Source organism: Caldisphaera sp., assembly GCF_023256325.1.
In the GTDB taxonomy this organism is placed as follows: Archaea; Thermoproteota; Thermoprotei_A; order Sulfolobales; family Acidilobaceae; genus Caldisphaera.
In genome coordinates this window covers 1-26,199 of sequence record NZ_JAGDXI010000006.1, presented here as the reverse complement: position 1 = coordinate 26,199, position 26,199 = coordinate 1, and the positions used below count along the sequence as shown (strand labels likewise).

Genomic DNA, 26,199 nt, shown 5'->3' with positions numbered 1-26,199 from the left:
TAGTAAGAATTTTTACATATTTATGTTAATTTATTTTTATATATTTCTCCTTCTTTCATAACAAGTTGTATATTTTCTTTATTTAATAATACATTTATGTCATCTAACGGATTCCCATTAATAACAATTAAATCTGCTAGCTTTCCTTTTTCAATTGTTCCGATTAATTTTTCAAGTCCTGTTGCTTCAGAAGCAATCTTAGTTGAAGAAATTAAAGCTTCTTCGTTTTTCATACCAATTTTTTCTACAAAAAGTTTTAATTCCATTGCGTTGTCTCCATGTTTCCCTACTCCTCCAGAATAATCTGTTCCAGTTGCTAATTTAATTCCCATTTTATACGCAAGTTTAGCATTTTCTACATGTATTTCATATAATTCTTTTATTTTTTTCATTCCCCATTCTGGCACACCTAATTCGCTTCCCTTTTCTAATAGAGCATAATCAATAGCAAATGTTGGAATCACTACACTTCCAGCTTTTAATACTTCATTAGCAGCTTCTTCGTCCATCATATCCCCATGAGCTATTACTTTTATTCCAGCTTTTGCTGAATTTATTATGCCTATTTTCCCTTCAGCATGAGAATGTACCCATTTACCAACAGCATTAGCTTCATCAACTATAGCTTTAAGTTCCTCTAAAGTAAACTGTCTATATTCAGGCCTATCCCTTTGAGATAATACTCCTCCAGATGCCATCACCTTTATAAAATCAGCACCTTCTCTAAATGCATATCTTGTTGCTTTTCTACATTCATCTGTACCATCGCAAATCAATGACATGAAGGGTGTTAATTTTCTTGTAGTCCTATAATCTACATATTCTATTGGTAAATAATGGGTATCTCCATGACCAAAAGTTTGAGATAATACTGGGCCTGCTGCTATAATTCTAGGTCCTGTTATAGTTTTTTCGTTAATAGCTTCTTTTAACTGGACAGCGATTATACTTCCTGCATCTACAACAGTTGTAAAGCCGGCATTTATAATAGATTCTAAGTCTTTAATAGCTCTTGCAAAAAATACACCTATAGGAGTTATTAAATCTTCTTCCACCTTTCCGCTCCTGCTTCCTGTTAAGTGAAGATGCGCGTCTATCATGCCCGGCATAACAAATTTATTTTTTAAATCAATTATTTCGTATTCATCAGGTATGTTCATTTCGTTTGCTTTTCCAACCTTCTCTATTTTTCCTTCATTAATTAAAATATTTCCCTTAAAAACAGGTTTTCCTGTTGAATCAAAAACAAGTCCATTAACTAAGGCAATCTTACCCATTTATTTCCCCTTTCACAAAAAGTTTATAGTTATGTTTATATATTTATTTGAAATTTATTCTTAAATAAAAAATATGTTAAAATTGTTAATAGAGATGATATTATTATTGTAATCAAATAATAAACATTTACTATCGAATAATAAAAAGTTATCCCCAAAATAACTAATCCTATAATACTTATAATTTTACCTTTTATTTCAGAAATTAAGAAAGCAGAAATTGATAATAATGCAAGAGAAATGACATAATAAAGAGAATCTATCGCATACGCTTTTTCCATAGCATTATATGTTATGTTTATCAAATTACCATAATTTAAAGATATTAAATAAAATATAATAATTGCAATTAAACTCATTAATGTGCTGGCATTTAAAGCATTTATGGGACTTTTAAATTTTTTATGGGTTACACTTAATTTGTTAGGTAAAATTCCTTCTTTGCTCATACCATATAACATTCTAGATGTAGCATTTAATGTAGCTAAATAACATCCAAAAACACTAATTAAAGTTATAATGGAAAAAACTGTTAAGCCTAATATGCCCAAATATCTTCTCATTAAAAGGAAAACAGGATTTACACCTTCTCCCTGAGCTTCTGAAATAAAATTGTTTACCGAATTATAGCTGTATCCTATGTTTAATAATATAGCATAAGTTGCTAAAATGTACAATATACCCATGATAAGCGTTGATATTAATGTGCTATTTGGTATGTTTTTATTAGGTTCTTTAGATTCTTCCCCTAATTGAGTTGAAACTTCAAATCCCATAAAATAAGTTATAGAAAATATTAATCCTCCTGAAATCGCAACTAATTCTCCCATTAATGAATTTGTAAAAGTACCTTTTAGGGTAAATGGCATTAATGAAATATTTTTTGAATTATATACAAAAGAAAAAACTATAAATATTATTAAAATGCTTATTTCTATTAGTGAAACTAAATATTCCGACTTAATACTTGGTTTAATTCCTAAATAAGCTATTATGTAGGCGACTATAACAGGTATAATAATTAGAAAGAGAGGGTTAATTTCTATGCCTGTTAGTGCGTAAATACCTTCATATCCCAAATAGGCAAATGCAATTGCTATTGATCCTATACCAACAACGCTATAAAAAATTGTATATATTAATCCATTAAAATAACCTGATGATTTGCCTAAAATTTTTGAAACATAATAATAAAAACTAGCTGAATGAGCATATCTTTTCGATAATATTATAACTGAATATACAATAGTTATCACACCGATCAATGTTATTAGCATAGCTAAAGGCGAGGAAACATAAGATGTACTCAAAATATATGCAGTTCCACCCGCTATACTATAGGTTGGTGCTTGGCCTGCGAGCGAGTTAAAGAAATCTCCTAAAAATGTTACTGAATTTTTTGATAGACTATTTTTGTTTTCCATTTTTAACACCTAGTTTACAATAATTAAATAATAAAAATTTACTTTGCTGAACGTTCAATAAAAATTTTTATTGCAAGGTTATGCATATAAAATATTTAAAATATCACAATAGCATCTATTGCAAAGTCAAAATTTTCAAAATCTAATGGCTTAGTATAGCAATAAGAAATCATTTATAGATAGAAGATGGGTTTCAATTTCTAAGTTTTTGATAAAGAGCAAAATAAAATTAGTAATCGTATATGAAATTTATTTATTATTTATAGATTTCTATTCTGATTTATTTTTAAAATCAATCTTTATTAATATTTAAATATTTAGTTTTAAATTTAACAATTGGTGATTTAATGAAAATTTTGACTTGGAATGTAAATGGATTAAGGAGTCTTTTAAATAAGGGCATTCCAAAAGAAATATTAGAATTTGATATAATAATGTTCCAGGAAATTAAAACAGACTCAATACCAGAAGAGCTAAATGGACTAGGATACGAGATATATATTAATCCGGCTAAGAGAAAAGGTTATTCAGGAACTCTTACTATGAGCAAATTAAAACCAATCAATGTTACTTTTGGAATTGGCAATGAAGACTTCGATTCTGAAGGCAGAGTTATTTCACTAGAGTTTAAGGATTATTATGTAATTAATGCCTATTTTCCAAACGCCCAACATGGGTTAACAAGGCTCGATTATAAGCTAAGTTTTAACAGCCTATTCGAAAAATACTTAAGTAAATTAAAGAAACCAAAAATAATATGCGGTGACTTTAACGTTGCACATAAGGAAATAGACATAGCGAGACCAAAAGACAATATCAACAATCCAGGATTTACTCAACAAGAAAGGGATTGGATGACACATTTTCTTGACTTAGGATATGTTGATGCTTTCAGAATATTCCATAAAGAACCCAATAGATATTCATGGTGGACTTATAGATTCCACGCAAGAGAGAAGAATATAGGTTGGAGGATAGACTACTGTGTAGTATCAAGTGATATAGTAGAGAGGGTTAAAGATTGCGATATAATGGACAAAATCATGGGCTCAGATCATGCTCCAGTATATATAATTGTAGAATAAATACATTTAAATATCTAATGAATCAATGTTCTTTAATAAAGTCTCTGCAATCAAAACCCCATTTCCTGCTGCGCCTCTTATAGTATTATGACCTAAGACATTAAACTTAATCCAATTTTTCTTATCTTTTCTAATTCTTCCAACAACTACACTCATTCCATTACCTTCGTTTCTATCTAATCTTGGTTGAGGTCTATCAACTTCCTCTCTAACAATAATTGGGTTTTTTGGTTTTGATGGCAAATCAAAATTCTTTATTTTGTTTTCTTTAAATTCCGTTAGGGCCTTTTTTATATCATCGATATCGACCTCTTTTTCTGTTTTTATAAACACGCTTTCTAAATGACCCTCTAAAACATTTACTCTATGAACTGATGGAGATACATAAAATTTATCATTTAATTTTATACCTTTTGGAGTTATATAACCCAATATCTTTAAACTCTCGTTTTCTATCTTTTCTTCTTCATGCTCAATATATGGTATTATGTTGTCAAGTATTGCCATAGAGGGAACACCATTAAGTCCAGCGCCTGATAAAGCCTGCATAGTTGAAACAAAAACTTGTTGAATTCCAAAATCATCATAAATTGGCTTTAAAGCCAGAGTTAATATAGACGTAACACAATTAGGTACTTTGAACAATCTACCTTTCCATCTCTCTTTTTGAAGTTTTGATACAAATATATGATCTGCATTTACTTCGGGATTAAGCAATGGTATATCTGGTTCCATCCTATTGTTGCTAGCGTGAGAAATAACCAAAAAACCTCTTTTTACTAACTCTATATCATAAAACTGAGACATATTAGAAGGTAATGCAGTGAAAACTATGTCAGGTTTAAGAGAAGTTATTAAATCAATATCGGTATCATAGACTATCATATCTTTGACTTCTTTTGGCATTTCATTTTCTAAACTCCATTTTACAGCATCCATATACTTTTTGCCGGATTTTTCTTTTGATGCAGTTAAACCAATTAATTTAAACCATGGATGGTTTGTTAGATAATATACTAATCTTTGTCCAACTAAACCGGTTGAGCCAACAACTATTGCATTTAGTTTCATTTGTAATCACCTATAAACTTATCATGAATAGAATTTAACAGTTCATAAAAGTTATAATTTTTAATATAAATTGAAAGAGATGGTCTGGTATCATTTTTTTCTATAATTAATTCATCATATTTATTTTTAAGCATTTCATTAACTTCATTTATAATGTCTTCCTTATTCATGCCCTCTCCAATTAAACCAACTAGCTTATCGATTCCATTTTCTTTATAGCCTATGAGCTTAGCATATCCGTTATAATAAGTATTATTATTTATTAACGTATTATAATTATTTGGCATACCTACATATACATTGACATTTGTTTTTAGTAAAGGATAAAAAGTCTTGTAGTTTATACCCTTTACTTTGTATTTTGAAGCCTCGATAGCTTCCTCAAAACTTAATCTCTTTACAATTTTTGGATTTTTTACAATTTTTGGATCACTAGAAAAAATTCCAGGCACATCTGTAACTAAATAAAGCTTTTCAGCATTTAACAAATATGCTAACGAAGATGCAGTATAATCAGATCCGCCTCTACCCAATGTTGTTACATTATTATCATAAGATCTTCCTATAAAACCTTCAATTAAAAACACTTTTTTGTTAATTTTAATTTTATTTAAAGCTTTTTTTGTTTCAATTAAATCAATTGAAGCATCTCCATAATTATTATTAGTTATAATAATTTTATCTGCATCAAGAGTTTCTACATCTATGTCATTATAGTTTAAGGCGTATTTCATTATTATTTTACTTAATTTTTCTCCATAAGAAACTATGTAATCCTTTAAAGCAATATTTACGTTCGCTTCATTGGTAATCTTCATAAGCTTGTCTATCCTCTCTTTTATCTCATTAATTAAATTTTTATTATCAAAAGAAGTAGATATTTGTTCATATAAATTAACGAATTTTTTTAAAGAATCTTCATTACCTTTATCGCAATAATCTATGAGCAGGTCAGTTGCTCCTTTTATAGCTGATACAACTATAAACAGATTTTCATCGTTTTCTTCTAAGTAATCTTTAATATAACTTGATATATTTATATAAGAATTCTTTGAGCTTAAAATAGATCCTCCTATTTTAAAAATACTTATTTTCATATAAACCACCTTTACTACAAATTAACTTTATATTAATCAGAACTACTTGTTTTAACAGATTAACAAAAACGTCTAAAATACTTAGAATACAATATACTATACATCTAACATTTTTGTTTGGTGTTTCATCATCCCCACCTCTTAATTCCCACGTTCTTATACAAGTATATAAATTTTTATTAATAAATGTTAATAGGTACTTAATTTAAATATAACAGTTTAAATTTCCCATAAATTCTTAATACTGGGGATATTATGGAAGGACTAGTTTACCCTGACTATGAAACAAACAAAACAATATATGGATTAGCATGTGGATTAGCGAAATTTTTTAATGTAAGAAGGAGTTGTCTAGTTAATCCAATGGAATTCCAAGGGAACAAGCTAGTTTTTATATTTTTAGATGGATTAGGATGGGATCTCTTCAAAAAAATAAATATAGAAATTAATGGAGAAGTTGAACAAATAAAAACGATTTTTCCTTCAACTACATCCTCAGTTACATCAACTATATTTACTGCACAATCTCCAGGAGAACACGGAATATTAGGTTATACTATGTTTAACAAAAAACTGGGAGGTATAATAAACACTTTGAGATATAATTATGTGGGAGAATCTATTAGCGATAGCCTGAAACAATATATACCGTATAATCAAGCCTTTCCGGTAAGACCTTGGCTTTATGAAACTGATAAAAAAATATTATCTATAGTTCACAATAGCATTTCAAATACTGAGTTTACAAATACTTTTCATAAAGATTTAAAGAGACCTGATTTAATTTCTTTAAACGGTTATCACAATTCAACAGATATGATAATTAATTTAGTTAAAGCTCTTAACTCTAATCAATACGATGGTATTTTCGTTTATTATGATAGTCCTGATCATTTGGGTCATTCTTATGGCTATAATAATGAGTACCAAGAATTCATAATCTATGATACTAAATATGTTTTAGAAAACATATTAAAAGTAGCTTATAAATTTAAAAACTATACGTTTATAATATTTGCAGATCATGGACAAATTACTGTTAAGAAAACTATTGTCTGGAATCAAGATAAAGAATTAATAGATATGCTAGAAATACCTCCATATGGTGATTCAAGGGCTATATGGTTTAAAACAAGAAACAATATAAAGAATTATTTAGAAGAAAAATACAATCTAATGGTCCTAGATAAAAATGAGATAATAGATAAAAAATTATTAGGCAAAGTAGATGAATATGTATTAAATAATAATATGGGAGATTATTTAGGTATAGCAAAGGATAACGAGACAAAATATCTGTATACATATAGGGAAAATGATCCAGGATTAAATTTAAGAGGAAATCACAGCGGTTTAACATATGAAGAAATTTACGTGCCTTTAATTAAAATTTAGTCGATGTTATTTTTACATAAGTTTGCCCTTGAAATGACCAATAATTTCTATTAATAATAATAAAAATGAAAATATCACTAGAACAAGCCATGGCAAAATATAACCTAATTTTGTAGGTATGCCAGCAACTAATGGACCAATTACATAACCAACCCCTATAGATGATTCAAATATACCTGTTTTAGATGTAACATCCTTATGAAATGTTCTAAATATGTTTATTAATGCTGAATAATAAACAAGCCCCATACCAAATCCCAATATAGAAAATGAAACAATACTTATCAAAACTGTATGATATAAATAGACAAGAAAAACAAATAGGCTCATTATTGTTCCAATAACAATTAATTTACCTGACTTGATTCTTCTTGAAATTAACCAGCTTATAACGAATGCTATTGTTTGAAAAATACCATAAAAAGTTCCAATCAAACCTGTACTATACTTTCCAAAATTATATATTGTCCCATAAACACTATAAAAACTATAAAATATTGATGAATCGAACCCATATATCAACATAGGAAAAACTATATTAAAAGCAATTGAAAATCCCTCAAAACCTTCTATGATTTCTCCTTCTTCGCCTGGCTTTGATATTATAATGAAAATAAAAGATAAGAGACTAATAATAGATGAAAAGAACAATGGATACAAATCATTGTAAATAAGCAGAAATGAAGCTATGTAAGGAGCTATTGAAGCTCCAATACTCCATCCAAATGTATACATAAGTAAAGCGCTTTCTTTATTTTTGTTACCTAGTTTAGATGATAGTCCCTCAACGGCTGGCCAAACCATAGCCATTGATACCGCCTCAAGACTTTTTCCTAATAAGTATTCATAAGGAGTCCTAAATTGCGTATAAATAAGAGATATTACTAAATATAATATCATGCCTAAAGAAGCCATTCTTTTAATCCCAATTTTTTCTGAATACCTACCAAATATTGATGCTAAAACAAAATATATGGAGCCATAAACTGTTCCTAATAGGCCTATTATAAAAATTGATGCACCTGCATTATGGGCAAATATAGGTATAACAAATCTTAACGTAGTTAAAGGAATTTGAGCTGTTAGTGATATTAATAATATGAGCAAATATGAAACTAGTTTTTTATTTGATTTCATTTTAATCCCATCTAACTTATTACTAATGAAAATAAAAACATAAATGATTAGCCATTAAATATTTCTTTTAATATTTTAGCAGCTATACTTAATTTTGGTTGGCCTTCCCCTGTTTGTACTTTGTCATAAACATATAAAAGTTTGGAACCAAGCAATGAATATGAAATTCTCTCATACCAGGGAGCTCCTATAGGAATTACTGTGGGATTGTTTATTATTTCTAAGAACTTTGCTAATATAGACTTATATCCATTTATGTTTTTAATTGCAACCTTTGCTGTAAACAAATTGTCAAGTTTCTTATATTTTTCTATAAGTTCATTTATACCTGGCAAAGAATTTAAATAATGAGATGAAACTATCTGGCCTTCGTATGGTATCTTATACTTTTCCAAAAATCTCATTTCGACGTCATACTTAATTCCATAATCAAAAATTTTTTTATATATGTTTAGTTTAGCATCATCTCTTATTGGAAAAATTCCTCCTTCACTTAAATCCCTAATAGTTAAAATTACTTTTTCTTTATATTTTAAAAACTCATCTATGTCATATATTGTTAAATTTTTCTTATAGTCTAACCTTACTTCAATATAATCGGCTTCAGAATTAATATACTCACTAACATCACCATATGGTATAGACAGTACTATCAATGGTTTATTCAATTTTCATTTCTCCTCCTAATTTTTTATATCTTTCCCAATGCATCGGATCGCTTTTGTTTATGCATTCAGCATTATTAATTATTCCTCCCTTAATAAATGAAATTGAAGCTGCCATCATAGCTACCCTATGATCATTGTTACAATTAATCTCAGCCATTTTTAATTTACCTGGATTTATTATAATTTTATTATCATAAATTTTTACATTATTGCCAAATTTTTCCAAGGTATCTTTAATAGATAATATTCTGTCGCTTTCTTTAATCCTTAATCTTCTTATCCCATTGATTTCAATTTTTAATTTAGTCCCTAAGGGAGCTAACGACATAGCCATATCAGGTGTGTTCTCAACGTCTACATTTATTTCTCCATTAATCTCATTACCATAAACAATCCATTTATCACCTTTAACCTCCGATTTAATATTAGCATAATTTAAAATTTTTACTATGTCATGATCGCCATTGTATTTTGGAAGCTCATAAAGCCCTTTTATAATTGTTAACCCCCCGGTTAACAATGATGAAACAGCATAAAATGACGATAATAAATAATCTCCAGGAAATGATGTTTCATAAGCATTTTTTGTACATTTGCCTATATGTATTTCATTTTCTTCTAACTTTATATCGCATCCCATTTTATTCAATAAATCAATAGTTAACATTATATAATATAACGACGGAATTTTTTCCTTCATTTTTATGATACCTCCATCATTTAAAGCCATGCCATAGATTATACCAGAAACATACTGAGAGCTTTCAAGCTCAGGCAATTCAATATAATTAACCTTTCCCTTACTTTTTACCTTGATTGGCAATCTATTACTAGAAACCTCAGAATCAGTTAACTTAGAAATTTTTAATAACCCATCAAAAGGTCTATTTCTTAAACTTTGATCTCCATCTATTACAGTTTCTCCACCCAATATAATTGCTAACCCTGATAAAATTCTCGCAACAGTTCCTGATCCCCCAACATAAAAAAAATTATTTAGGCTTATCGAATTAGGCTTTTTTAGCTTATTTTCTTCATGCAAAACTCCCATTTTTAAAATAGATCGATATGCATAAATAACATCATCAGACTTAGGAATTTCTTCTTTCAATAAAACGTCATTTATCAAAGATCCAAATAATATTCTTATAGCTATGCTTTTTGATTTAGGAGCTTCCAATTCTCCTTTAATTATAGAAGGTAATATCGTAACCTTCATTTTACCACCTGGGTTAATACTATTTTAAATCCTTCAAAGTGATCGAGCAAAGGCCCTTCCTCTCCTTTCTTAACTAAGCCAAAATATGATGGCCCATTACCTGAAATACCTGCAGCAATTGCACCTTTTTTAATCATATAATCTAAAATTTCTGTTTCATAATTGTTTATTTTCGCCATAAGGTAACCATTAATTTTAATTGCCCCAAATATATCTCCATTAATACCTCTTTTAAATGCCTCATCAAAGAATTTGCAATTTTCTCTCATTAAGTTTACATTTAACTCATTCCTCCTTCCCTTTATTACAATTATTACATTTAAATCGTAAGGGTTTTCGATTAATTTTAATATTTTTAAATTCAAGTTATCTGTAAAACTAATTTTTCCTTCATAGCTAGAGACTGCGTCATCAAATGCCCCTGTGATTGAAAGGCCATATTCTTTTGTTATAATTGCAGACAAGAGTGGAGGATATACTTTCGTTTTTTCTTCAATAGATGATAATATAGCAACAGAAACAGCACTACTGCTCTTTAAACCTACACCTTCAGGTATTTCAGAGAAAATTTGAAAGGTTGTTTTCAAATTATATTTTTTATATAAATAATCTTCAATGGCACTTATTAAAGGAGAATCCCTATTTTTACTTCCTTCTTTAGCATATGCTTTCAAATTAATAGGTATTACAGCTCCTCTTCCGCAAGGAATAGCATTAACTATAGAAACACCTGCATAAGCTATATGCATTTCTTCTTGAATTCTGACCACCTCTTTTCTATAATTTCACTTTGCTGATCGGTTAATCTAACCCTAGGTATTATACCAGATAGCATAGAATGATCAACTAAAGTTAAGGCCACCATCGATTCTGCTACTGAAACACCTCTAATAGCTATGCATGGATCATGTCTTCCAATTATTGATAACGTAGTTGGTTTTAGATTATCCAGTAAGTCTACTGTTTTCTGTTCTTTATTTATAGAGCTAGTTGGCTTAAACGCTATTCTCAATATTATGTCTTCACCTGTGGATATACCTCCTAAGATGCCTCCAGAAACGTTTTTTCTAAACCTAAATTCTCCATCGTAATATATTTCATCCATTACTTCACTACCTTTAAGTTTATAAGAATTGAATCCTATTCCATATTCAAACCCAACAACTCCTGGTATAGACAATAATGCTTTTGCAAGATCGGCTTTAAGTTTATTGAAAACAGGTTCACCCAATGTTTTAGGCGGATTTTTTACAATTATTTCTACAAGCCCTCCTATACTATCTCCTTCTCTTCTTACTTTTTCAATTATTTCCTTAAACTTATTTTCTTCTCTTTTTATAGTTCTAACTTCACTTTCTCTTGAACAAAGAATATCATCAAAATTTGGTGTTTCTTCTATAAATAAATCTGCAGACGCTTTAATATAACCTGCAACCATTGTATTATAAAGCAATAGAAGTTTCTTAGCAATGGCACCCGCTGCAACCCTTGCTACGGTTTCTCTAGCAGAGCTCCTACCGCCGCCTCTATAGTCCCAGTTTTCATATCCATATTTTTCAATAAATGGTAGATCTGCATGCCCGGGTCTTGGCTTATGTTTGATTTCTTCATAGTGTATCGGCATTGCATCTTTATTTTCTATAAGTATTGCTATAGGCATTCCTGTCGTTTTACCGTTAAATATCCCGCTTAAAATCTGTGGTTTATCTTCCTCTTTTCTTGTTGAAACATATTTATTTCCAGGTTTTCTATATTTTAGTTCAAAATAAATATCTTCTTCACTTAATTTTAAACCTGCTGGAACACCATCTATGACTACACCTATTGCTTTACCGTGGCTTTCACCAAATGTAGTTATTCTAAAAAGATTTCCTAACGAGTTTCCTGACATATTTCTTAACCTCTTCATCTGCTTTAATATTAAACCATATTTCATCAGATAACAAACCCTGTTCTATTAAGAAATCAATGCCATCAATTATATTTTGTGAAATTTTTTTGGCTTTTCTCGTATAAACTAGATCAACATAAATAGTTTTCGATTTAATATTAAAGTCTAGATCAACAGGAATTGTATTTATTAATGCATCTACTTCTATTCCATTTAAACTTTGTATATATGTTGCATTAGTACCAATTTTTTTGAGATCATTTATCAAATTCATAGCCCTTTCTACACTTCTATTATATATTAAAATAATGTCAGGATCTAATTCAGAAACTGCAAAAGATGCTGCCCTTGCGGATCCTCCTGCACCCATAATTAAACAAGTTTTTATATCATATTGCGATAGCATTTTTTTGAAAGCGAGATAATCTGTGTTATATCCAATATCACCTTTAATAGTGTTTATTGCTCCAATTTTTTTGGCATCATCTGAAACTTCTTTTGTATATTTTATTATTAATTCTTTATATGGCATCGTAACATTTAGTCCATAGTTATTTTTAATTATGTAATTAATTTTTTCATGAAAACTTTCCCTTTTTATTTCATATAATTTATATTCAGCTTCTATATTAAAATAATTATAAATGAAATTGTGAAGGATTGGAGAAGGACTTTTACTAATATTTTCTCCCAATAAGCCGAGGCTTAATTTAGACATCTTATAAATCCCTTCTCAATTATATCTAAATCCAACGTAAATATCTTAAATTCTCCAATTCTAACAGGTAACGGAATCATAATTTTTCTATTATTCAATCTCTTCTTATCTTTTCCTAAAGATTCCAAAGCTTTATTTATATTTATATTATTTAAATCTATTTTTATATTATACAAATCAACAGCATTCTTTATAGCGTAATAAACATCTTCGTTAATAATTCTTTCATTAATTCCTATTTGAGTTTCACAAATCATACCATAAGATACTGCAAAACCGTGTTTAATTTTAAACTCGCTCCCAGATTCTATTGCATGACCTATAGTATGTCCAAAGTTTAGAACAGTCCTCAACCCATTTGTTTCCTTTTCATCATTAATAACTATTTTCATTTTATCTTTTATAGACGATTCTATAATAAAAATTAATGGCTCTTTATTTAAGTTTAGTATATTATCTTTATTGTCTATTAAATAATTATAAAGATTTTTATCCATAGTAACAGAATATTTTATCACTTCTCCCATGCCATTCAATATTTCTTCTTTAGGTAAAGTTCTCAAAAACGATATATCGTTTATTATTATTTTGGGCTGATAAAATGTACCAATAACATTTTTAATTCCTTCAAAATTTACACCATTTTTTCCTCCTATAGATGCGTCTACCATTGATAAGAGTGTTGTCGGTATATTAATAAGGTCAATTCCCCTCATATAAATAGATGCAACAAAACCAGCTAAATCAGAAATAGTTCCTCCTCCCAATGATATTATAGCATCTTTTCTTGTATACCCTTTTTTTACCATTTTCTTTATTATATCTAATACAACATTAATATCTTTGGCCCTTTCTCCATCAGGTGCTTTATAAATATCATAATATTTCAAATTAGATACAATTTTATTTAGTTCGTTTGATAATGAATCCTGATATATTATAAAATACTTTTTCTCTTGATCAAATTTATTTAATATATTATCTCCTATCAAAATATTTACTTCATTTCCGTTTATATTAAATATCATTAAATCACCGCTATTTTCTTTATGTCGTCCATTAATTGCTTAAACATATCAAAAGTAAGCTGCTGAGGGCCATCTGATAAAGCTTTATCTGGTTCTGGATGAACCTCTATCATTAATCCATCAGAACCTACTGCTATGCCAGCTTTTGCTAATGGAGGAACTAAAACCCTTTTACCAGCTGCATGACTTGGATCTACTATAACTGGTAAATGCGTTAGGCCCTTTAATACAGGTACGGCTGCTATATCTAAAGTAAACCTAGTTGATGATTCGAATGTTCTTATACCCCTCTCAACTAATACTACCTGTTCGTTTCCTCCATTTAATATGTATTCTGCAGATTGTAAGAGCTCCTCAACAGTGTTGCCAAATCCTCTCTTTAAGAAAATCGGCTTATCAATTTTCCCCAACTCTTTCAATAATGAATAGTTTTGCATATTTCTTGCTCCCACTTGAAGAGCATCAGCATACTCAGAAACAATCTTTATATGCTCTATATCCATTATTTCTGTTACAAAAGGTATTTTTGCCTCATCCGATGCTTCTCTTAAAAGCTTTAAACCTTGTTCACCTAAACCTTGAAAGCTATACGGCGATGTTCTGGGTTTATATGCTCCCCCTCTCAAAATTTTTGCTCCATTTTCCTTAACAAAAAAAGCTGTTTTAATAATTTGCTCTCTGTTTTCTACAGCACATGGACCTGCTATTATAACAGGTTTCTCTCCAACAACTACATTACCTACTTTAACTAAAGTTTTTTCCTTATATTCTTTGCTAACTAACTTATAATTCATCACGCATCACCTTTAATTTATCTTCAATAAATTTAGGAGTTAATTTAAAAAATTCAATTAATTCAAAATAGCTTCTACCGGAAGTTCCAAAAGAATCTTCTATTCCTATTTTAGTAACCTTTCTAGGTATTCTGGAAGACAAAAAAGAAGATATCATATCGCCTACTCCTCCGTTAACGTTGTGCTCTTCTATAACAACAACATGATTTGCTTTTTTCGAATACTTTATAACAGTTTGTTCATCAAATGGTTTTATAGAATAAAGATCTATTAATGATATGCTAAAACCTTTTTTATTTAATGAATTAGCTACTTCTTGTGAAATAGCAACCATAGGTCCATATGAAACTATTAAAATATCTTCTCCTTCCATTAGTACTTTAGATTTACCTATTCTGAACTCCTCACTTTCATCATAAATTTTCGGTGAATTGTCTCTACCGATTCTCATATATACTGGTCCATAATGGTCTACCATCTCATAAACAAGTTTCTCAGTTGCAATTATATCTGAAGGTGATAAAACAGTAAAATTGGGCAATATTCTAATTAAGGATATATCTTCTATTGCTTGATGTGAAGATCCATCTAAAAAATCAGATAAACCCGAATGAGTTCCAACTATTTTTACGTTTAAATTATCCCTTGCAATGGTGTTTCTTATTTGTTCCCATGCTCTCATTAAAAACATTGAAAATGCAACAGCAATAGGTATTTTCCCGCCTAAAGCGAGTCCTGAAGAAAAACCTATAAGATCTTGCTCGCTAATCCCAACAGATACGAACCTATTTGGGAATTTTTCAGCAAAATATTTTGTATATGTAGACTTAGATACGTCAGAATCAACAACAATTACCTCTTTCTTTTTTTCTCCTACTTTAACTAATGCTTTACCAAATGAGTCTCTATAGCTATAATTTAGGTTCAACTTTGTATATCACCTTTAACTATTAAAGCCTTAGGAATTCCGTTTATTTCTGATAACATATCTAAAGCAATGATTAATTCCTTTATATCATTCCTTACTTCTAGTGCGTACCAGCCAAATGCTTCAAATTTCTTCTTTATAGATTCTTTTATTTTTATTTCTTCCGTTGGCCCAGATAACTGAAAGCCGTTTCTATCTATTATAGCTAAAACATTATCTATTTTTAATGAAAATGAAGTAGATATGGATTCCCATATTTGTCCTTCATCGAGTTCTCCATCACCTAAGATAACTGCTATTTCTTTTCTTTCCCTATTCAGTTTAGCAGCAAATGCTATACCATTTGCAACTGAGAGACCTTGCCCTAATGAGCCTGTTGAAAACAATATACCAGGAATTTTACCTCCTTCTGGATGAGACTGTAAGCGTGAATTCGGCATTGCAAAGCTTTCTAGTTCTTCCTCTTCAATTTCATTATTTTGTGAAAGTAAAACATAAAGAGCTGGAGAAGCGTGTCCTTTACTAAGTATTATGGACCTTTTTATGCCGAGATCGATTCCTTTTGGAACCCAGTAATTATAAAGAGTTATCAATATGTTTAAAACAGATCTAGACGATTCGGCATGATAATTATTTATTTTTTTAAGGAATTCGTTTAAATTATTGCTGGCATTAATTTTTTTCTTTATTAACAATTCATAAACATTTTCCAAGCTAGGAGAAGAACGAGGTTTATCCCCACTGTTTAATATTGGCTGGGCATCATACCCTCGCCCCATTGGAATTCCATCAACTCCACCTCAAAACTAAATATAATATATCCCACTATTTAAACTTTTATCTTGATTTAATTTAATGTTATTTATTAAATTAAATATAGTGAAAAATTTATATATAAGTATACTTAGGTAAATCTTAGGTGGTTATAGTGCGCCAATGGTAGATAATGAGGAGATAGTTCCTAAGGTTTGGTATAATATAATACCGGACCTTCCTAAGCCTTTATCACCTCCTCGTGATCCCCCTAGTTCTGATTTCTCGAGGATTGAGCTGTTAAGGGAAATAATGCCAAAAGAAGTATTAAGACAGCAATTTACTGTAGAAAGATTTGTTAAAATACCTGACGAACTAAAAGAGAAATACGAAATATTAGGCAGGCCTACACCTCTGATGAGAGCTAAAGGGTTAGAAAAATATCTTAACACTCCAGCTAAAATATATTTCAAATATGAAGGGGCAACACCAACAGGATCTCATAAAATAAACACTGCGTTGGCACAATCTTATTTTTCACTAGAGGAAGGCATTACTCATGTAGTGACAGAAACTGGCGCTGGACAATGGGGAACAGCGGTTGCATTTTCTTCTTCACTTTTCAATATTGAATCAAGCATATTTATGGTAAAAGTTAGCTATAATCAAAAACCAATGAGAAAAACAATTATGAAACTTTACGGGGCACACGTATATCCGAGTCCTTCTGACCTAACAGAGGTGGGTAAAAAGACAATCAAAGAAAATCCTGATCATCCAGGATCCTTAGGTATTGCTATGAGTGAGGCAATAGAATTTGCTTTAAAAAATAAGTTCAAATACCTTGTGGGTAGTGTATTAGATGTTGCTATACTGCACCAAAGTATTATTGGTCTAGAAGCAATAAATCAATTGAATCTAATAGGAGAAAGCCCTGATATATTAATAGGCTGTGTAGGTGGAGGAAGTAATTTTGGAGGATTCGCATTCCCGTTTATAGGGAACAAAATTGGGGAAGAATTCATAGCTGTTGGATCAAAGGAAATTCCTAAGTTCAGTAAAGGAGAATATAAATATGATTTTGCTGATACTGCAGGTCTTTTACCATTGATAAAAATGATAACTTTAGGGAACAACTATGTTCCACCTCCCATATATTCAGGTGGGCTTAGATATCATGGAGTAGCGCCGTCTTTAAGCATGTTAATTAGAGAAGGCATAGTAAAGTGGAAAGAATATAGTGAAAAAGAAATTTATGAGGCAGCAAAAATATTTGCTAAAACTCAGGGTATAGTTCCAGCACCTGAATCGGCTCACGCGATTAAGGCTGTTATTGAGAAATCTTTGGAATTAAAGAAAAACAATGAAAAGAAAACAATAGTGTTCAATTTAAGTGGTCATGGCTTATTGGATTTAACTAACTATGAATCCATGATGGAGAGGTGGTCCTAATGAGTTATAGATGCTTAGTTTGTTATATGACTTTAGGATACCCAAACGATGAAGAATTCATAGAATTCATCAACAAATCCCAAAAAGAAGGTTGTGATATCTATGAAATTGGTATACCAACAAAATATGCAAAATATGATGGGCCAATTATTAGAAGAAGTTATAAAAAGGTTTTTGATGAAAAAATTGATTTTATTGATTTACTTAAAAAATTACCTAACATCAAAAAATTAATTGCATTAACATATTTAGAAGACCAAATAAATGATTTTGATTCATTTCTAAATATTATAAGAGATAAATTTAATGGTGTATTATTACCAGATCTGCTTATAGATTATTTAGATTATTTAGATTATTATCATAAAAAAATTAACGAATTCGGCTTGAAGAATGTAATATTTACTACACCAACATTTCCTGATAAACTTATATCAAAAGTAAGCGAAATGTCTGGAGAATTTCTTTATTATGGATTAAGACCTACTACTGGAATTGAATTACCAATATCACCAGATGCTTTAGTAAGTAGAGTAAGAGGAATTGTTAATAATAAATTAATTGTTGGCTTTGGCCTCTCATTAAACGATATAAAAAACGTATTGAAAGCAGGGGCAGATGGCATAGCTATTGGAAGCGCTTTCATACAGAGAATTGAAACTAATGGGATAGATTATGCCATTGATTTAGTTAGAGAACTAAGGGGGATTTTGGATGAATTTAAATGATTATCTTAAGATTTTAATAGATAAAAGGAATTTAAGGCAAGAAGAAGCTGAAGGTCTTGCTGATATTTTATTAGAGGAAAATATTGATGAAACTATTGCATCAGCCGTATTGACAGCATTAAAAATGAAGGGAGAAACTTCAGACGAAATTGTTGGATTTGCTAGATCTTTAAGAAAACACTCATTAAAAATAAATTATGATAACGCAATTGATATTGTTGGAACGGGTGGAGATGGATTAAATACATTAAATGTTAGCACTGTTGTTTCGATATTGTTAAGTAAATACAATCCTGTAGCGAAACATGGAAATAAGGCATTTTCAAGTAAGTCTGGTAGTGCAGATTTTTTAGAAACAATAGGATATAACATAAACATAAATCCAGAGAGAGCAAAAGAACTAATAGAAAAATATAACTACGTATTTTTATTTGCTCAACTTTATCATAAAAGCATGAAAAACATAGCCCCTATAAGAAAAAAGCTAGGCATAAGAACCATATTTAATATAATAGGCCCTTTAACAAACCCTGCTAATGTTAAAAGGCAAATAATAGGTGTTTATCCAGAAAGCTATTTGGATATAATTGCAAATGCCGTTAAAGAATTAAAATATGACAAAATAATATTAGTTACAGGATATCCCGGTATTGATGAAGTTTCTCCTATAGGAAAAACAAAGATTATAGAAATAAAACAAGAAAAAGAAGAAAAATATGAAATTTCACCAGAAGATTTTAATTTAAAACCAGTTAAAATTTCAGATATAGTTGTTAATAACCCAGAAGAATCAGCTATTAAAGTTTTAAGAGCATCTATGGGATTAGATAAAAGTTCCGAAACATTTATTGCAATCAATGCTGCTCTTGGACTCTATTTATTAGGAATTAAAGATATCAAAGATGGTTATGAGTTATCTATTGAACTACTAAGAAACTTAAAAGAAAGGTTAAAAGAAATTGTTTCATCAAACGGAGACATAAACAAGTTAAATAAATTAATGGTGATGATAAATGGGCAATAAATTAAAGATTTGCGGTGTTAAATACATTGAAGATATCGTATCATTAAATAAAGTAGGGGTTGATTTTATTGGTATGATAAATGATAAAGTTAGTCCCAGATATGTTGATAAGGAGACTATAATTAATGCAGTAAAGTTTTCCAACAAGCCTATTGTTACTGTAAAGGTTAACGATAACATAGAAGAAATAATGAATTCCCCAACTAATTATGTGCAAATACATAGGTTACTTAGTGACTATGAGCTAAATCAAATAAGATCTTATAACAAGAAAGTTATTTTATACGTTCCGGCAGATTTTTCATATATAAATTATCTCAAAAAGGCTGTCAATTATACAGATATGATACTGTTAGATTCTCCAATAAAAGGACAAAGAATTAATAAAGAAATTGTTAAGGAAATGCTTGATTATCTTCCAAATGCAGGTATTGGAGGAGGAATTAATTTAAATAATATAAAAGAATTTGTTGAGCTAAACCCAGGCTGGTTTGATATATCTAGTGGTGTGGAAAAAGAAATCGGTAAGAAAGATATCGATTTAGTTAAGAAAATTATTGAGGTGATAAATAATGGATAACAATATCAAAATTGAGAATTTAGTAAAATGTCTAGATAGAGAAAATAAGATATTAGCTATTTTAGAAAATAATTATAATAAAAATGAAATAATAATAGCGTATAGTCCAAAGGATTATATAAAAGGTTATGATGAATCGTTTCTCGATCAATTGAATTATTTGACAGAAAAATATAAACAGAAAGCTTTTGGTTATATTTCGTATGACTCTGTAAAGTTCTGGGAAAAACTAAAGGACATAAGTAAACCAATAGAGAATTGGCCTTATGCGGAGTTTTTTATACCAGAGGAAACAATATATATAAAAGATAATGTTATTGAGCAGAAAATAAATAAGTGCGAAACTGACGAGGTTAAAGTAGATTATTATGATTCTTCTCTGGGCAAAGAGGAATATAAAGAAAAAGTAAAAACAATTTTAGATTACATTCACAGAGGGTATGCATTCCAGGTTGTATTATCAAGATTTTATAGATATAGTTATAATGGAGACCCAATAAATATTTACCTAAAACTAAGAAAGATTAGTCCATCGCCCTATTTATATTACTTAAAATTTTATAATAGGATTTTGATAGGTGCAAGTCCTGAACTACTATTTGAGCTATATAATAATAACATCGTAACATATCCAATAGCTGGAACAAGAGAAAGAGGTATAGACGAAGAAAGCGATAAAAAACTTGAAAATGAACTATTAAATTCAGAAAAAGATAATGCAGAGCACTTAATGCTTTTAGATTTGGCAAGGAATGATATAGGTAAAGTTAGTATTCCAGGCACAGTTAATGTACCTAAGTCTTTTTATATACAAAAATTTAGTCATGTTCAACATATAGTCTCAAAAGTTACAGGTAAAATAGACAAGAATAGAGACCTATCATATATAATAAAATCTCTTTTTCCTGCAGGTACTGTCTCTGGAGCCCCAAAGCCTTTTGCTATGAATTTAATAGACGAACTTGAAATATATAAAAGGGGTCCATATGCTGGAGTCGTCGGTTATGTTTCCAACAAAGATACTAGGATGGCATTATCAATAAGGTCAATCTATATAAATAATGAAATAATGAGAATTCAAGCCGGTGCTGGCATCGTCTACGATTCTATGCCAGAACTGGAGTATATTGAGACAGAACAAAAATTAAAAGCGCTAAAAATTTCTTTAGGGGTGATATGATGGATTTAACACTTATTATAGATAATTATGATAGTTTTGTTTATAACATTTTCCAGATCGTTGGAGAGCTTGGCTCAAGACCGATAGTTGTAAGAAATGATGAAATTTCACTAAATATAATAGAAAGAATAAACCCTGATAGAATTATAATTTCTCCAGGCCCTGGTACACCGGAAAAAAGTGAGGATATAGGTATTTCTAAAGAACTAATTAAAAAATTTGGTAGCAAAATACCAATTCTTGGAATATGCTTAGGGCACCAAATTATTGGTTATACATATGGGGCAAAAATTAGAAAGGCAAAGAAAATATATCATGGGAAAACAAGTAAAATTGTTTTAAAAAATACTGACTCAAAGATTTTTAGAGGGGTTCCAAAAGAATTCTATGCAACAAGGTATCATAGTTTAGTAATAGACGATGTAAAAGATCCCCTAAAAATTGATGCAATTTCCTATGATGATAACGAAATAATGGCAGTACATCATGAAGAGTTTCCGGTTTTTGGGTTACAGTTTCATCCAGAAAGCATAAAGACTGATGTTGGTAAATTAATTTTAAATAATTTTGTCAATGGTGTTTAAACGTGCCAAAAAACTTTAACAATTGGTTAAATGATGTTATACAACATTCATTAAAAAGAAATAAGTTTAATGGTAAAAGAGATAGGAAAATTTATTCTTTAAGAAATTCAATAATAGAAAGTAAATATAAAAAATTAAATCCAATAATTGCAGAATATAAGACTAGATCCCCTTCTGGATTTATTTCTGATAGAGACTATAAAGAATACGTAAAATTTTTAGAAAATTATGTTGCAGGATTTAGTGTATTAACAGAAGAAAAATATTTCAATGGTTCTTACGAAGTTTTAAATAATATAGCCAAATTAACATCAAAACCCATTTTAATGAAAGATTTTGTAGTTACATTTGATCAAATAGAAAGCGCATATAATCTAGGAGCAGATGTTGTATTGTTAATAGCCTCAATTATTTCCGAAAAAGAATTGGAAAATTTAATAAATGAAATAAAAAATTATGGTATGGAATCCTTAGTTGAAATACATGATCAAAACGAACTAGAAGTTGTCATAAATTATAATCCAAGCTTTGTAGGAGTTAATTCTAGAAATCTTTTCAATTTGAGTATTGATTTAAATAATGCAGTTAAGTTAATTGAAAAAATTCCAAAGAACTTCATAAAAATTGCAGAAAGCGGATTAAAAAATAGAAACGATATAGATATTTTTAAATCTCATGGAGCTGATGCATTTTTAATTGGAAGCTCTTTAATGAAAGATCCGCATTTAATAATTTCTTTAATTTAATTAATTATTAACAAAATACTATTATCATGATAAGATACATTACAAATGATGAGAAATTAAAATTTAAATAAGAAAAATTTATTAGCTATATAAAAACCAAATAAGAAAAATTTTGAATTAAATTTGCATTGTTAATTTGTCTATAATATCATATGAAAATCAAATACTTCCGTGTATGGATATAATTTCGTCATACTTATCTATCATGTCTAATTCTTTCTTTTCAACATACACCTTATAATATTGTTTTGATATTAAATCGTAAAGAACATCTCCAGTTTGTTGGGCTAAATTATTTAATAATATAGATGAAAGAATGTGACCCTGTTGTCTTAAGAAATCCTTTGAATTAAATTCCGCCTCTTTTGGTGACAAAGAGGAGAAAGACCTCAAAATATCATTTGCTTTATGCAATAAATTTGTTGTGAATTCTTTATCATAAGAATCGTTTACTAAACTCTTTAAATCTTCTAAATAAACTTCATGAGCCCTTTTCTTTACCATGCTCTCAAGCATGTCTAATGCTTGGATATTGCTTGTTCCTTCCCAAATGGGCGTAATTAGAGCTTCTCTGTGCCATCTTTCTATTGGATATTCATTTAAGAAACCTATTCCTCCAAATGTTTCCATGGCTAGCTGTGTTACCTTTGATGATAATTCAGCAGTAACATTTTTTGCAATGTGTGTTAAGAACCTAGCGTAATGATATTCCTTAGTATATGGAGGTCTTGCATTAATCGAGTTTTGAAATTCGCCAATTGCCTTATAAGTTAATGCCAATCCTCCTTCAATGCTTATTTCCATATCAAGTAAATCTCTAATCATTAATGGATGTTCAATAATTCTTTTACCGAATGCGTTTCTTTCTCTTGCAAAACCTAATGCCTCTAGATAAGCTTTCCTAGCTACACCCATCGCTCCCACAGCGTTGGCTAATCTTGAAACTGTTAAATCTTCCATAATATAATATATCCCTTCATCTTCTTTCCCTATTAAGTCTGCTTCGGAATTTATTAACTCAACTTCTCCTGTTGGAACAGAGTTTGTTCCGCTCTTGTATTTAAGCCTTCTGATATAGTAATTTAATTCCCCTTTAGAATTGTACCTAGGCAATAAATACAGGGCTAAACCTTTAGCTCCTTCTCTTCCCTTCTCTGGTCTTGCTGAAACTAATGAAATGTCTGCAATACCAGCTCCGCTTGAAAAATATTTGTAGCCATTAAGCAAATATTTTTTATCAACCTTCTTAGCTGTTGTTGTATTAGCACCTAAATCGCTTCCTCCTTGGGTTTCAGTAAACCATGTTGCGCCCAACTTTAATTTATTACTTAAACCTACTAGGTTTTTGTATTCGTTTTTCAAGTCACCTTCTGCATATTTATTTAAAGCATATGCAGTTTGTATTGTTATTGTTAATATACAAGATAAACCAGGATCCCCTATCAAATATATTCCAGCATAATGATCATGCCATGTTCCGTTATCAAAGGGATATTTATTGACACCATAATTCATTATGAGCTCATTTACTATATACCTTTCATACGGATCTAGCCATGTATAATCAACTCTTTCTCCCTTTGCTCCCCAATAAATTAATCTAGGCAAGCTTTCTAAATCAACTCTATATGTCGATTCATAAACTTCTTTTCCAGCAAATTTTCCTAATTCTGTGAAGTCATTTTTTGACTTTGTATATATTTTAAGAAGATCTTTCAAGGGTTTATCCAAAGCATAATGATTTAACCCATAAGCGTAGGATATACCTTCTAAACCGTTCAGTGGCACTTTTATCACCTTTCTAATTATTAATTATAAATTTTTTATGTTTTATAATTACCACTTTCATTACTTTTCGCTATAACATCTTTTAAAACTTTTTTATCTATTTTTCCAGTGCCAGTTAATGGAATATCGTTGACAAATATTATATCGTCAGGAACCCAGAATTTGCTAATCTTTCCATCGTTAACATATTTGTTTAAATGACTAAGTATTTTTTCTTTAGCATCTTGAGTTTCCTTAGAGAGTTTTACTATTGCAATAGGCCTTTCTCCCCACTTTTCATCTTTTTTAGCTATTACAGCAACCAATGATACAAATGGTAGTTCTGATATAGCGGCCTCTAATATACTAGAAGGTATCCATTCACCTCCACTCTTTATAACATCCTTCATTCTATCTAGAACAACTAATCCGCCATCGTCAGCAATATACCCAATATCACCGGTTTTGAACCAGCCATCTTGTGTGAAAGATTCAGCTGTTTTTTCTTTGTCATTATAATAACCACTTGGCATCCATGGTGCTCTAAACAAAATTTCTCCTGGTTCTTTTTCTGATTTGGATTCAATTTTAAATTCTGCCATAGGAACTGGATGAGTTACTTTATGATATTCTAATAACCCATTAGATGTATATTCTGTTTCTATGGTTATTGAAGCAGCAAGCATATCTGTACCACCATAAATTGCCGAAAAACGCATGTTGTTATCTTTCATCTTTTTTACTAAGCCATCAGGTATTGCGCTTCCTCCAATTAGTACTTTTAATCCTTTTTTACTTAGACCTGCATCAAAGAGCATTTGCATCATGGTAGGAACAACGCTAATCCATGTAACTTTTTCTCTTTCAATTGTTTCTACAGCAATTTTTGGATCAAACTTTCCTCCATAAACAAGTTTCGCCCCGATAAGAGGTGCTATTATAAGAGATCCCCATGATAATATATGATATATTGGTATTTGAGGAAACATTACATCATTTTGAGTTAATTTAGCTGGAGCATTATAATATGACAACTGATTTAAAATTGATAATGCTCCGCTTATCATTTTTTCATGATTGTACATAACCGCTTTTGGCAAGCCAGTAGTTCCGCTTGTAAAAAGTATGACTGCATTATCATGCTTTTCAGATTCAGGTTTTCCTTCTTCCATATTAAACTTTAATTCATCGAAAGAAATTACTTGCTCATTCCTTTTTGATTTAACGAGATCAGCATAATCCTTGAATAATCTTTCATATATAAAATACTTTGAATTAGCTTTATTTAATGTATATAACAATTGATCTGGCGGGAGTCTCATGTTTATAGGGTATGCAATCGCTCCCATAGAAGTAATGGAATAAATTAATGTTAAAAATTTTATACTATTTAATCCTATAATTGATACTACATCTCCTTTTTTAACTCCATTATTTTTTAAGTAAGTTATTAGTCTTAAAGAATCATTGTAAATCTCCTTATAATTCTTCTTTTCATTAACATCAACAACTTCTTGCTTTGGAAATAATGTAGAGGCACGCCTTAATACATAGGGGAATGTCAACAATTTTATCACCTTCTAAACAATTAAGATTCCTAATATAAATACTTTTATTACAAAAATTTTTATAATAAATATTCATAATAAATCT

The 26,199-nt window shown here is 29.8% G+C and carries 25 protein-coding genes; 9 read left to right on the top strand and 16 right to left on the bottom strand.

Going from position 1 to position 26,199, the window contains the following annotated elements; all coding sequences use genetic code 11:
• Window positions 1-20 precede the first annotated feature (20 nt).
• Together Q0C16_RS00445 and Q0C16_RS00440 are read right to left on the bottom strand one after the other, a co-directional pair.
• The gene (locus Q0C16_RS00445) at window positions 21-1,277 is read right to left on the bottom strand and encodes an amidohydrolase family protein (RefSeq protein ID WP_292319069.1); all 1,257 of its coding nucleotides are present in this window, start codon (window positions 1,275-1,277) and stop codon (window positions 21-23) included.
• A 35-nt stretch (window positions 1,278-1,312) separates the two neighbouring features.
• A complete protein-coding gene (locus Q0C16_RS00440; RefSeq protein ID WP_292319068.1) occupies window positions 1,313-2,701 on the bottom strand; it encodes an APC family permease in 1,389 nt (462 codons plus the stop codon).
• Between the two features lie 347 nt (window positions 2,702-3,048).
• Between Q0C16_RS00440 and Q0C16_RS00435 the strand changes: the two genes are divergently transcribed.
• Entirely contained in the window at window positions 3,049-3,786 is a 738-nt protein-coding gene (locus Q0C16_RS00435; RefSeq protein WP_292319067.1) for an exodeoxyribonuclease III, read from the top strand.
• A 6-nt stretch (window positions 3,787-3,792) separates the two neighbouring features.
• Here Q0C16_RS00435 and asd read toward each other — a convergent pair whose 3' ends face one another.
• Both asd and Q0C16_RS00425 read right to left on the bottom strand, forming a co-directional pair.
• Window positions 3,793-4,857 carry an aspartate-semialdehyde dehydrogenase gene (gene asd / locus Q0C16_RS00430; RefSeq protein ID WP_292319066.1) on the bottom strand — a complete coding sequence of 355 codons (1,065 nt, stop codon included), beginning with the start codon at window positions 4,855-4,857 and terminating at the stop codon, window positions 3,793-3,795.
• Window positions 4,854-5,954 (bottom strand): hypothetical protein, encoded by a 1,101-nt coding sequence (locus Q0C16_RS00425; protein ID WP_292319065.1) that lies wholly within the window; start codon window positions 5,952-5,954, stop codon window positions 4,854-4,856. The genes asd and Q0C16_RS00425 overlap by 4 nt, the downstream gene beginning before the upstream one ends.
• A gap of 255 nt (window positions 5,955-6,209) precedes the next feature.
• Between Q0C16_RS00425 and Q0C16_RS00420 the strand changes: the two genes are divergently transcribed.
• Window positions 6,210-7,349 (top strand): alkaline phosphatase family protein, encoded by a 1,140-nt coding sequence (locus Q0C16_RS00420; protein WP_292319064.1) that lies wholly within the window; start codon window positions 6,210-6,212, stop codon window positions 7,347-7,349.
• 12 nt (window positions 7,350-7,361) lie between these two features.
• Here Q0C16_RS00420 and Q0C16_RS00415 read toward each other — a convergent pair whose 3' ends face one another.
• Genes Q0C16_RS00415 through Q0C16_RS00370 form a run of 10 tightly spaced genes read right to left on the bottom strand, consistent with a single transcriptional unit; the run spans window position 7,362 to window position 16,511 of the window.
• Complete coding sequence (locus tag Q0C16_RS00415; protein ID WP_292319063.1) at window positions 7,362-8,486, bottom strand: MFS transporter; 1,125 nt, start codon at window positions 8,484-8,486, stop codon at window positions 7,362-7,364.
• 47 nt (window positions 8,487-8,533) lie between these two features.
• On the bottom strand, window positions 8,534-9,154 hold the full coding sequence (locus Q0C16_RS00410) for a type I 3-dehydroquinate dehydratase (protein WP_292319062.1): 621 nt from the start codon (window positions 9,152-9,154) through the stop codon (window positions 8,534-8,536).
• A complete protein-coding gene (locus tag Q0C16_RS00405) occupies window positions 9,147-10,373 on the bottom strand; it encodes a hypothetical protein (RefSeq protein ID WP_292319061.1) in 1,227 nt (408 codons plus the stop codon). The genes Q0C16_RS00410 and Q0C16_RS00405 overlap by 8 nt, the downstream gene beginning before the upstream one ends.
• The gene (locus tag Q0C16_RS00400) at window positions 10,370-11,143 is read right to left on the bottom strand and encodes a shikimate kinase (RefSeq protein ID WP_292319060.1); all 774 of its coding nucleotides are present in this window, start codon (window positions 11,141-11,143) and stop codon (window positions 10,370-10,372) included. Before Q0C16_RS00400 ends, Q0C16_RS00405 begins: the two co-directional genes overlap by 4 nt.
• Window positions 11,113-12,264, bottom strand: a complete 1,152-nt coding sequence (aroC, locus tag Q0C16_RS00395; RefSeq protein WP_292319059.1) for a chorismate synthase — start codon at window positions 12,262-12,264, stop codon at window positions 11,113-11,115. Before aroC ends, Q0C16_RS00400 begins: the two co-directional genes overlap by 31 nt.
• Complete coding sequence (locus Q0C16_RS00390; RefSeq protein ID WP_292319058.1) at window positions 12,233-12,982, bottom strand: shikimate dehydrogenase; 750 nt, start codon at window positions 12,980-12,982, stop codon at window positions 12,233-12,235. The genes aroC and Q0C16_RS00390 overlap by 32 nt, the downstream gene beginning before the upstream one ends.
• Window positions 12,970-14,010: a 3-dehydroquinate synthase gene (gene aroB, locus Q0C16_RS00385; protein ID WP_292319057.1), complete on the bottom strand. Its 1,041-nt coding sequence runs from the start codon at window positions 14,008-14,010 to the stop codon at window positions 12,970-12,972. The genes Q0C16_RS00390 and aroB overlap by 13 nt, the downstream gene beginning before the upstream one ends.
• Entirely contained in the window at window positions 14,010-14,804 is a 795-nt protein-coding gene (gene aroF, locus Q0C16_RS00380; RefSeq protein WP_292319056.1) for a 3-deoxy-7-phosphoheptulonate synthase, read from the bottom strand. Before aroF ends, aroB begins: the two co-directional genes overlap by 1 nt.
• Complete coding sequence (locus Q0C16_RS00375) at window positions 14,794-15,732, bottom strand: transketolase C-terminal domain-containing protein (RefSeq protein ID WP_292319055.1); 939 nt, start codon at window positions 15,730-15,732, stop codon at window positions 14,794-14,796. Before Q0C16_RS00375 ends, aroF begins: the two co-directional genes overlap by 11 nt.
• On the bottom strand, window positions 15,729-16,511 hold the full coding sequence (locus tag Q0C16_RS00370; RefSeq protein WP_292319054.1) for a thiamine pyrophosphate-dependent enzyme: 783 nt from the start codon (window positions 16,509-16,511) through the stop codon (window positions 15,729-15,731). The genes Q0C16_RS00375 and Q0C16_RS00370 overlap by 4 nt, the downstream gene beginning before the upstream one ends.
• Window positions 16,512-16,668: 157 nt before the next feature.
• Here Q0C16_RS00370 and Q0C16_RS00365 point away from each other — a divergent pair, with 157 nt between their 5' ends.
• The 7 genes from Q0C16_RS00365 to trpC are packed head-to-tail and all read left to right on the top strand — an operon-like array spanning window position 16,669 to window position 22,779.
• Window positions 16,669-17,937 (top strand): TrpB-like pyridoxal phosphate-dependent enzyme, encoded by a 1,269-nt coding sequence (locus Q0C16_RS00365; RefSeq protein ID WP_292319053.1) that lies wholly within the window; start codon window positions 16,669-16,671, stop codon window positions 17,935-17,937.
• Window positions 17,937-18,665 carry a tryptophan synthase subunit alpha gene (trpA, locus tag Q0C16_RS00360; protein ID WP_292319052.1) on the top strand — a complete coding sequence of 243 codons (729 nt, stop codon included), beginning with the start codon at window positions 17,937-17,939 and terminating at the stop codon, window positions 18,663-18,665. Before Q0C16_RS00365 ends, trpA begins: the two co-directional genes overlap by 1 nt.
• Entirely contained in the window at window positions 18,652-19,689 is a 1,038-nt protein-coding gene (gene trpD / locus Q0C16_RS00355; protein WP_292319051.1) for an anthranilate phosphoribosyltransferase, read from the top strand. Before trpA ends, trpD begins: the two co-directional genes overlap by 14 nt.
• Entirely contained in the window at window positions 19,679-20,269 is a 591-nt protein-coding gene (locus Q0C16_RS00350; RefSeq protein WP_292319050.1) for a phosphoribosylanthranilate isomerase, read from the top strand. The genes trpD and Q0C16_RS00350 overlap by 11 nt, the downstream gene beginning before the upstream one ends.
• Window positions 20,262-21,449 carry a chorismate-binding protein gene (locus tag Q0C16_RS00345; protein ID WP_292319049.1) on the top strand — a complete coding sequence of 396 codons (1,188 nt, stop codon included), beginning with the start codon at window positions 20,262-20,264 and terminating at the stop codon, window positions 21,447-21,449. Before Q0C16_RS00350 ends, Q0C16_RS00345 begins: the two co-directional genes overlap by 8 nt.
• Entirely contained in the window at window positions 21,449-22,033 is a 585-nt protein-coding gene (locus Q0C16_RS00340) for an aminodeoxychorismate/anthranilate synthase component II (RefSeq protein WP_292319048.1), read from the top strand. The genes Q0C16_RS00345 and Q0C16_RS00340 overlap by 1 nt, the downstream gene beginning before the upstream one ends.
• A gap of 2 nt (window positions 22,034-22,035) precedes the next feature.
• On the top strand, window positions 22,036-22,779 hold the full coding sequence (trpC, locus tag Q0C16_RS00335; protein WP_292319047.1) for an indole-3-glycerol phosphate synthase TrpC: 744 nt from the start codon (window positions 22,036-22,038) through the stop codon (window positions 22,777-22,779).
• 159 nt (window positions 22,780-22,938) lie between these two features.
• Here the strand turns inward: trpC and Q0C16_RS00330 are convergent, their stop codons facing one another.
• Window positions 22,939-24,567 carry an acyl-CoA dehydrogenase family protein gene (locus tag Q0C16_RS00330; protein ID WP_292319046.1) on the bottom strand — a complete coding sequence of 543 codons (1,629 nt, stop codon included), beginning with the start codon at window positions 24,565-24,567 and terminating at the stop codon, window positions 22,939-22,941.
• 35 nt (window positions 24,568-24,602) lie between these two features.
• Window positions 24,603-26,111 carry an AMP-binding protein gene (locus Q0C16_RS00325; protein ID WP_292319045.1) on the bottom strand — a complete coding sequence of 503 codons (1,509 nt, stop codon included), beginning with the start codon at window positions 26,109-26,111 and terminating at the stop codon, window positions 24,603-24,605.
• Window positions 26,112-26,199 lie beyond the last annotated feature (88 nt).

Bases quoted from the DNA above. Each gene is read 5' to 3' on its own strand.
- Q0C16_RS00445 (WP_292319069.1), bottom strand. From the start codon at position 1,277: ATGGGTAAGATTGCCTTAGTTAATGGACTTGTTTTTGATTCAACAGGA.
- Q0C16_RS00440 (WP_292319068.1), bottom strand. From the start codon at position 2,701: ATGGAAAACAAAAATAGTCTATCAAAAAATTCAGTAACATTTTTAGGA.
- Q0C16_RS00435 (WP_292319067.1), top strand. From the start codon at position 3,049: ATGAAAATTTTGACTTGGAATGTAAATGGATTAAGGAGTCTTTTAAAT.
- asd (WP_292319066.1), bottom strand. From the start codon at position 4,857: ATGAAACTAAATGCAATAGTTGTTGGCTCAACCGGTTTAGTTGGACAA.
- Q0C16_RS00425 (WP_292319065.1), bottom strand. From the start codon at position 5,954: ATGAAAATAAGTATTTTTAAAATAGGAGGATCTATTTTAAGCTCAAAG.
- Q0C16_RS00420 (WP_292319064.1), top strand. From the start codon at position 6,210: ATGGAAGGACTAGTTTACCCTGACTATGAAACAAACAAAACAATATAT.
- Q0C16_RS00415 (WP_292319063.1), bottom strand. From the start codon at position 8,486: ATGAAATCAAATAAAAAACTAGTTTCATATTTGCTCATATTATTAATA.
- Q0C16_RS00405 (WP_292319061.1), bottom strand. From the start codon at position 10,373: ATGAAGGTTACGATATTACCTTCTATAATTAAAGGAGAATTGGAAGCT.
- aroC (WP_292319059.1), bottom strand. From the start codon at position 12,264: ATGTCAGGAAACTCGTTAGGAAATCTTTTTAGAATAACTACATTTGGT.
- Q0C16_RS00390 (WP_292319058.1), bottom strand. From the start codon at position 12,982: ATGTCTAAATTAAGCCTCGGCTTATTGGGAGAAAATATTAGTAAAAGT.
- aroB (WP_292319057.1), bottom strand. From the start codon at position 14,010: ATGATATTTAATATAAACGGAAATGAAGTAAATATTTTGATAGGAGAT.
- aroF (WP_292319056.1), bottom strand. From the start codon at position 14,804: ATGAATTATAAGTTAGTTAGCAAAGAATATAAGGAAAAAACTTTAGTT.
- Q0C16_RS00370 (WP_292319054.1), bottom strand. From the start codon at position 16,511: ATGGGGCGAGGGTATGATGCCCAGCCAATATTAAACAGTGGGGATAAA.
- Q0C16_RS00365 (WP_292319053.1), top strand. From the start codon at position 16,669: ATGGTAGATAATGAGGAGATAGTTCCTAAGGTTTGGTATAATATAATA.
- trpA (WP_292319052.1), top strand. From the start codon at position 17,937: ATGAGTTATAGATGCTTAGTTTGTTATATGACTTTAGGATACCCAAAC.
- trpD (WP_292319051.1), top strand. From the start codon at position 18,652: ATGAATTTAAATGATTATCTTAAGATTTTAATAGATAAAAGGAATTTA.
- Q0C16_RS00350 (WP_292319050.1), top strand. From the start codon at position 19,679: ATGGGCAATAAATTAAAGATTTGCGGTGTTAAATACATTGAAGATATC.
- Q0C16_RS00345 (WP_292319049.1), top strand. From the start codon at position 20,262: ATGGATAACAATATCAAAATTGAGAATTTAGTAAAATGTCTAGATAGA.
- Q0C16_RS00340 (WP_292319048.1), top strand. From the start codon at position 21,449: ATGGATTTAACACTTATTATAGATAATTATGATAGTTTTGTTTATAAC.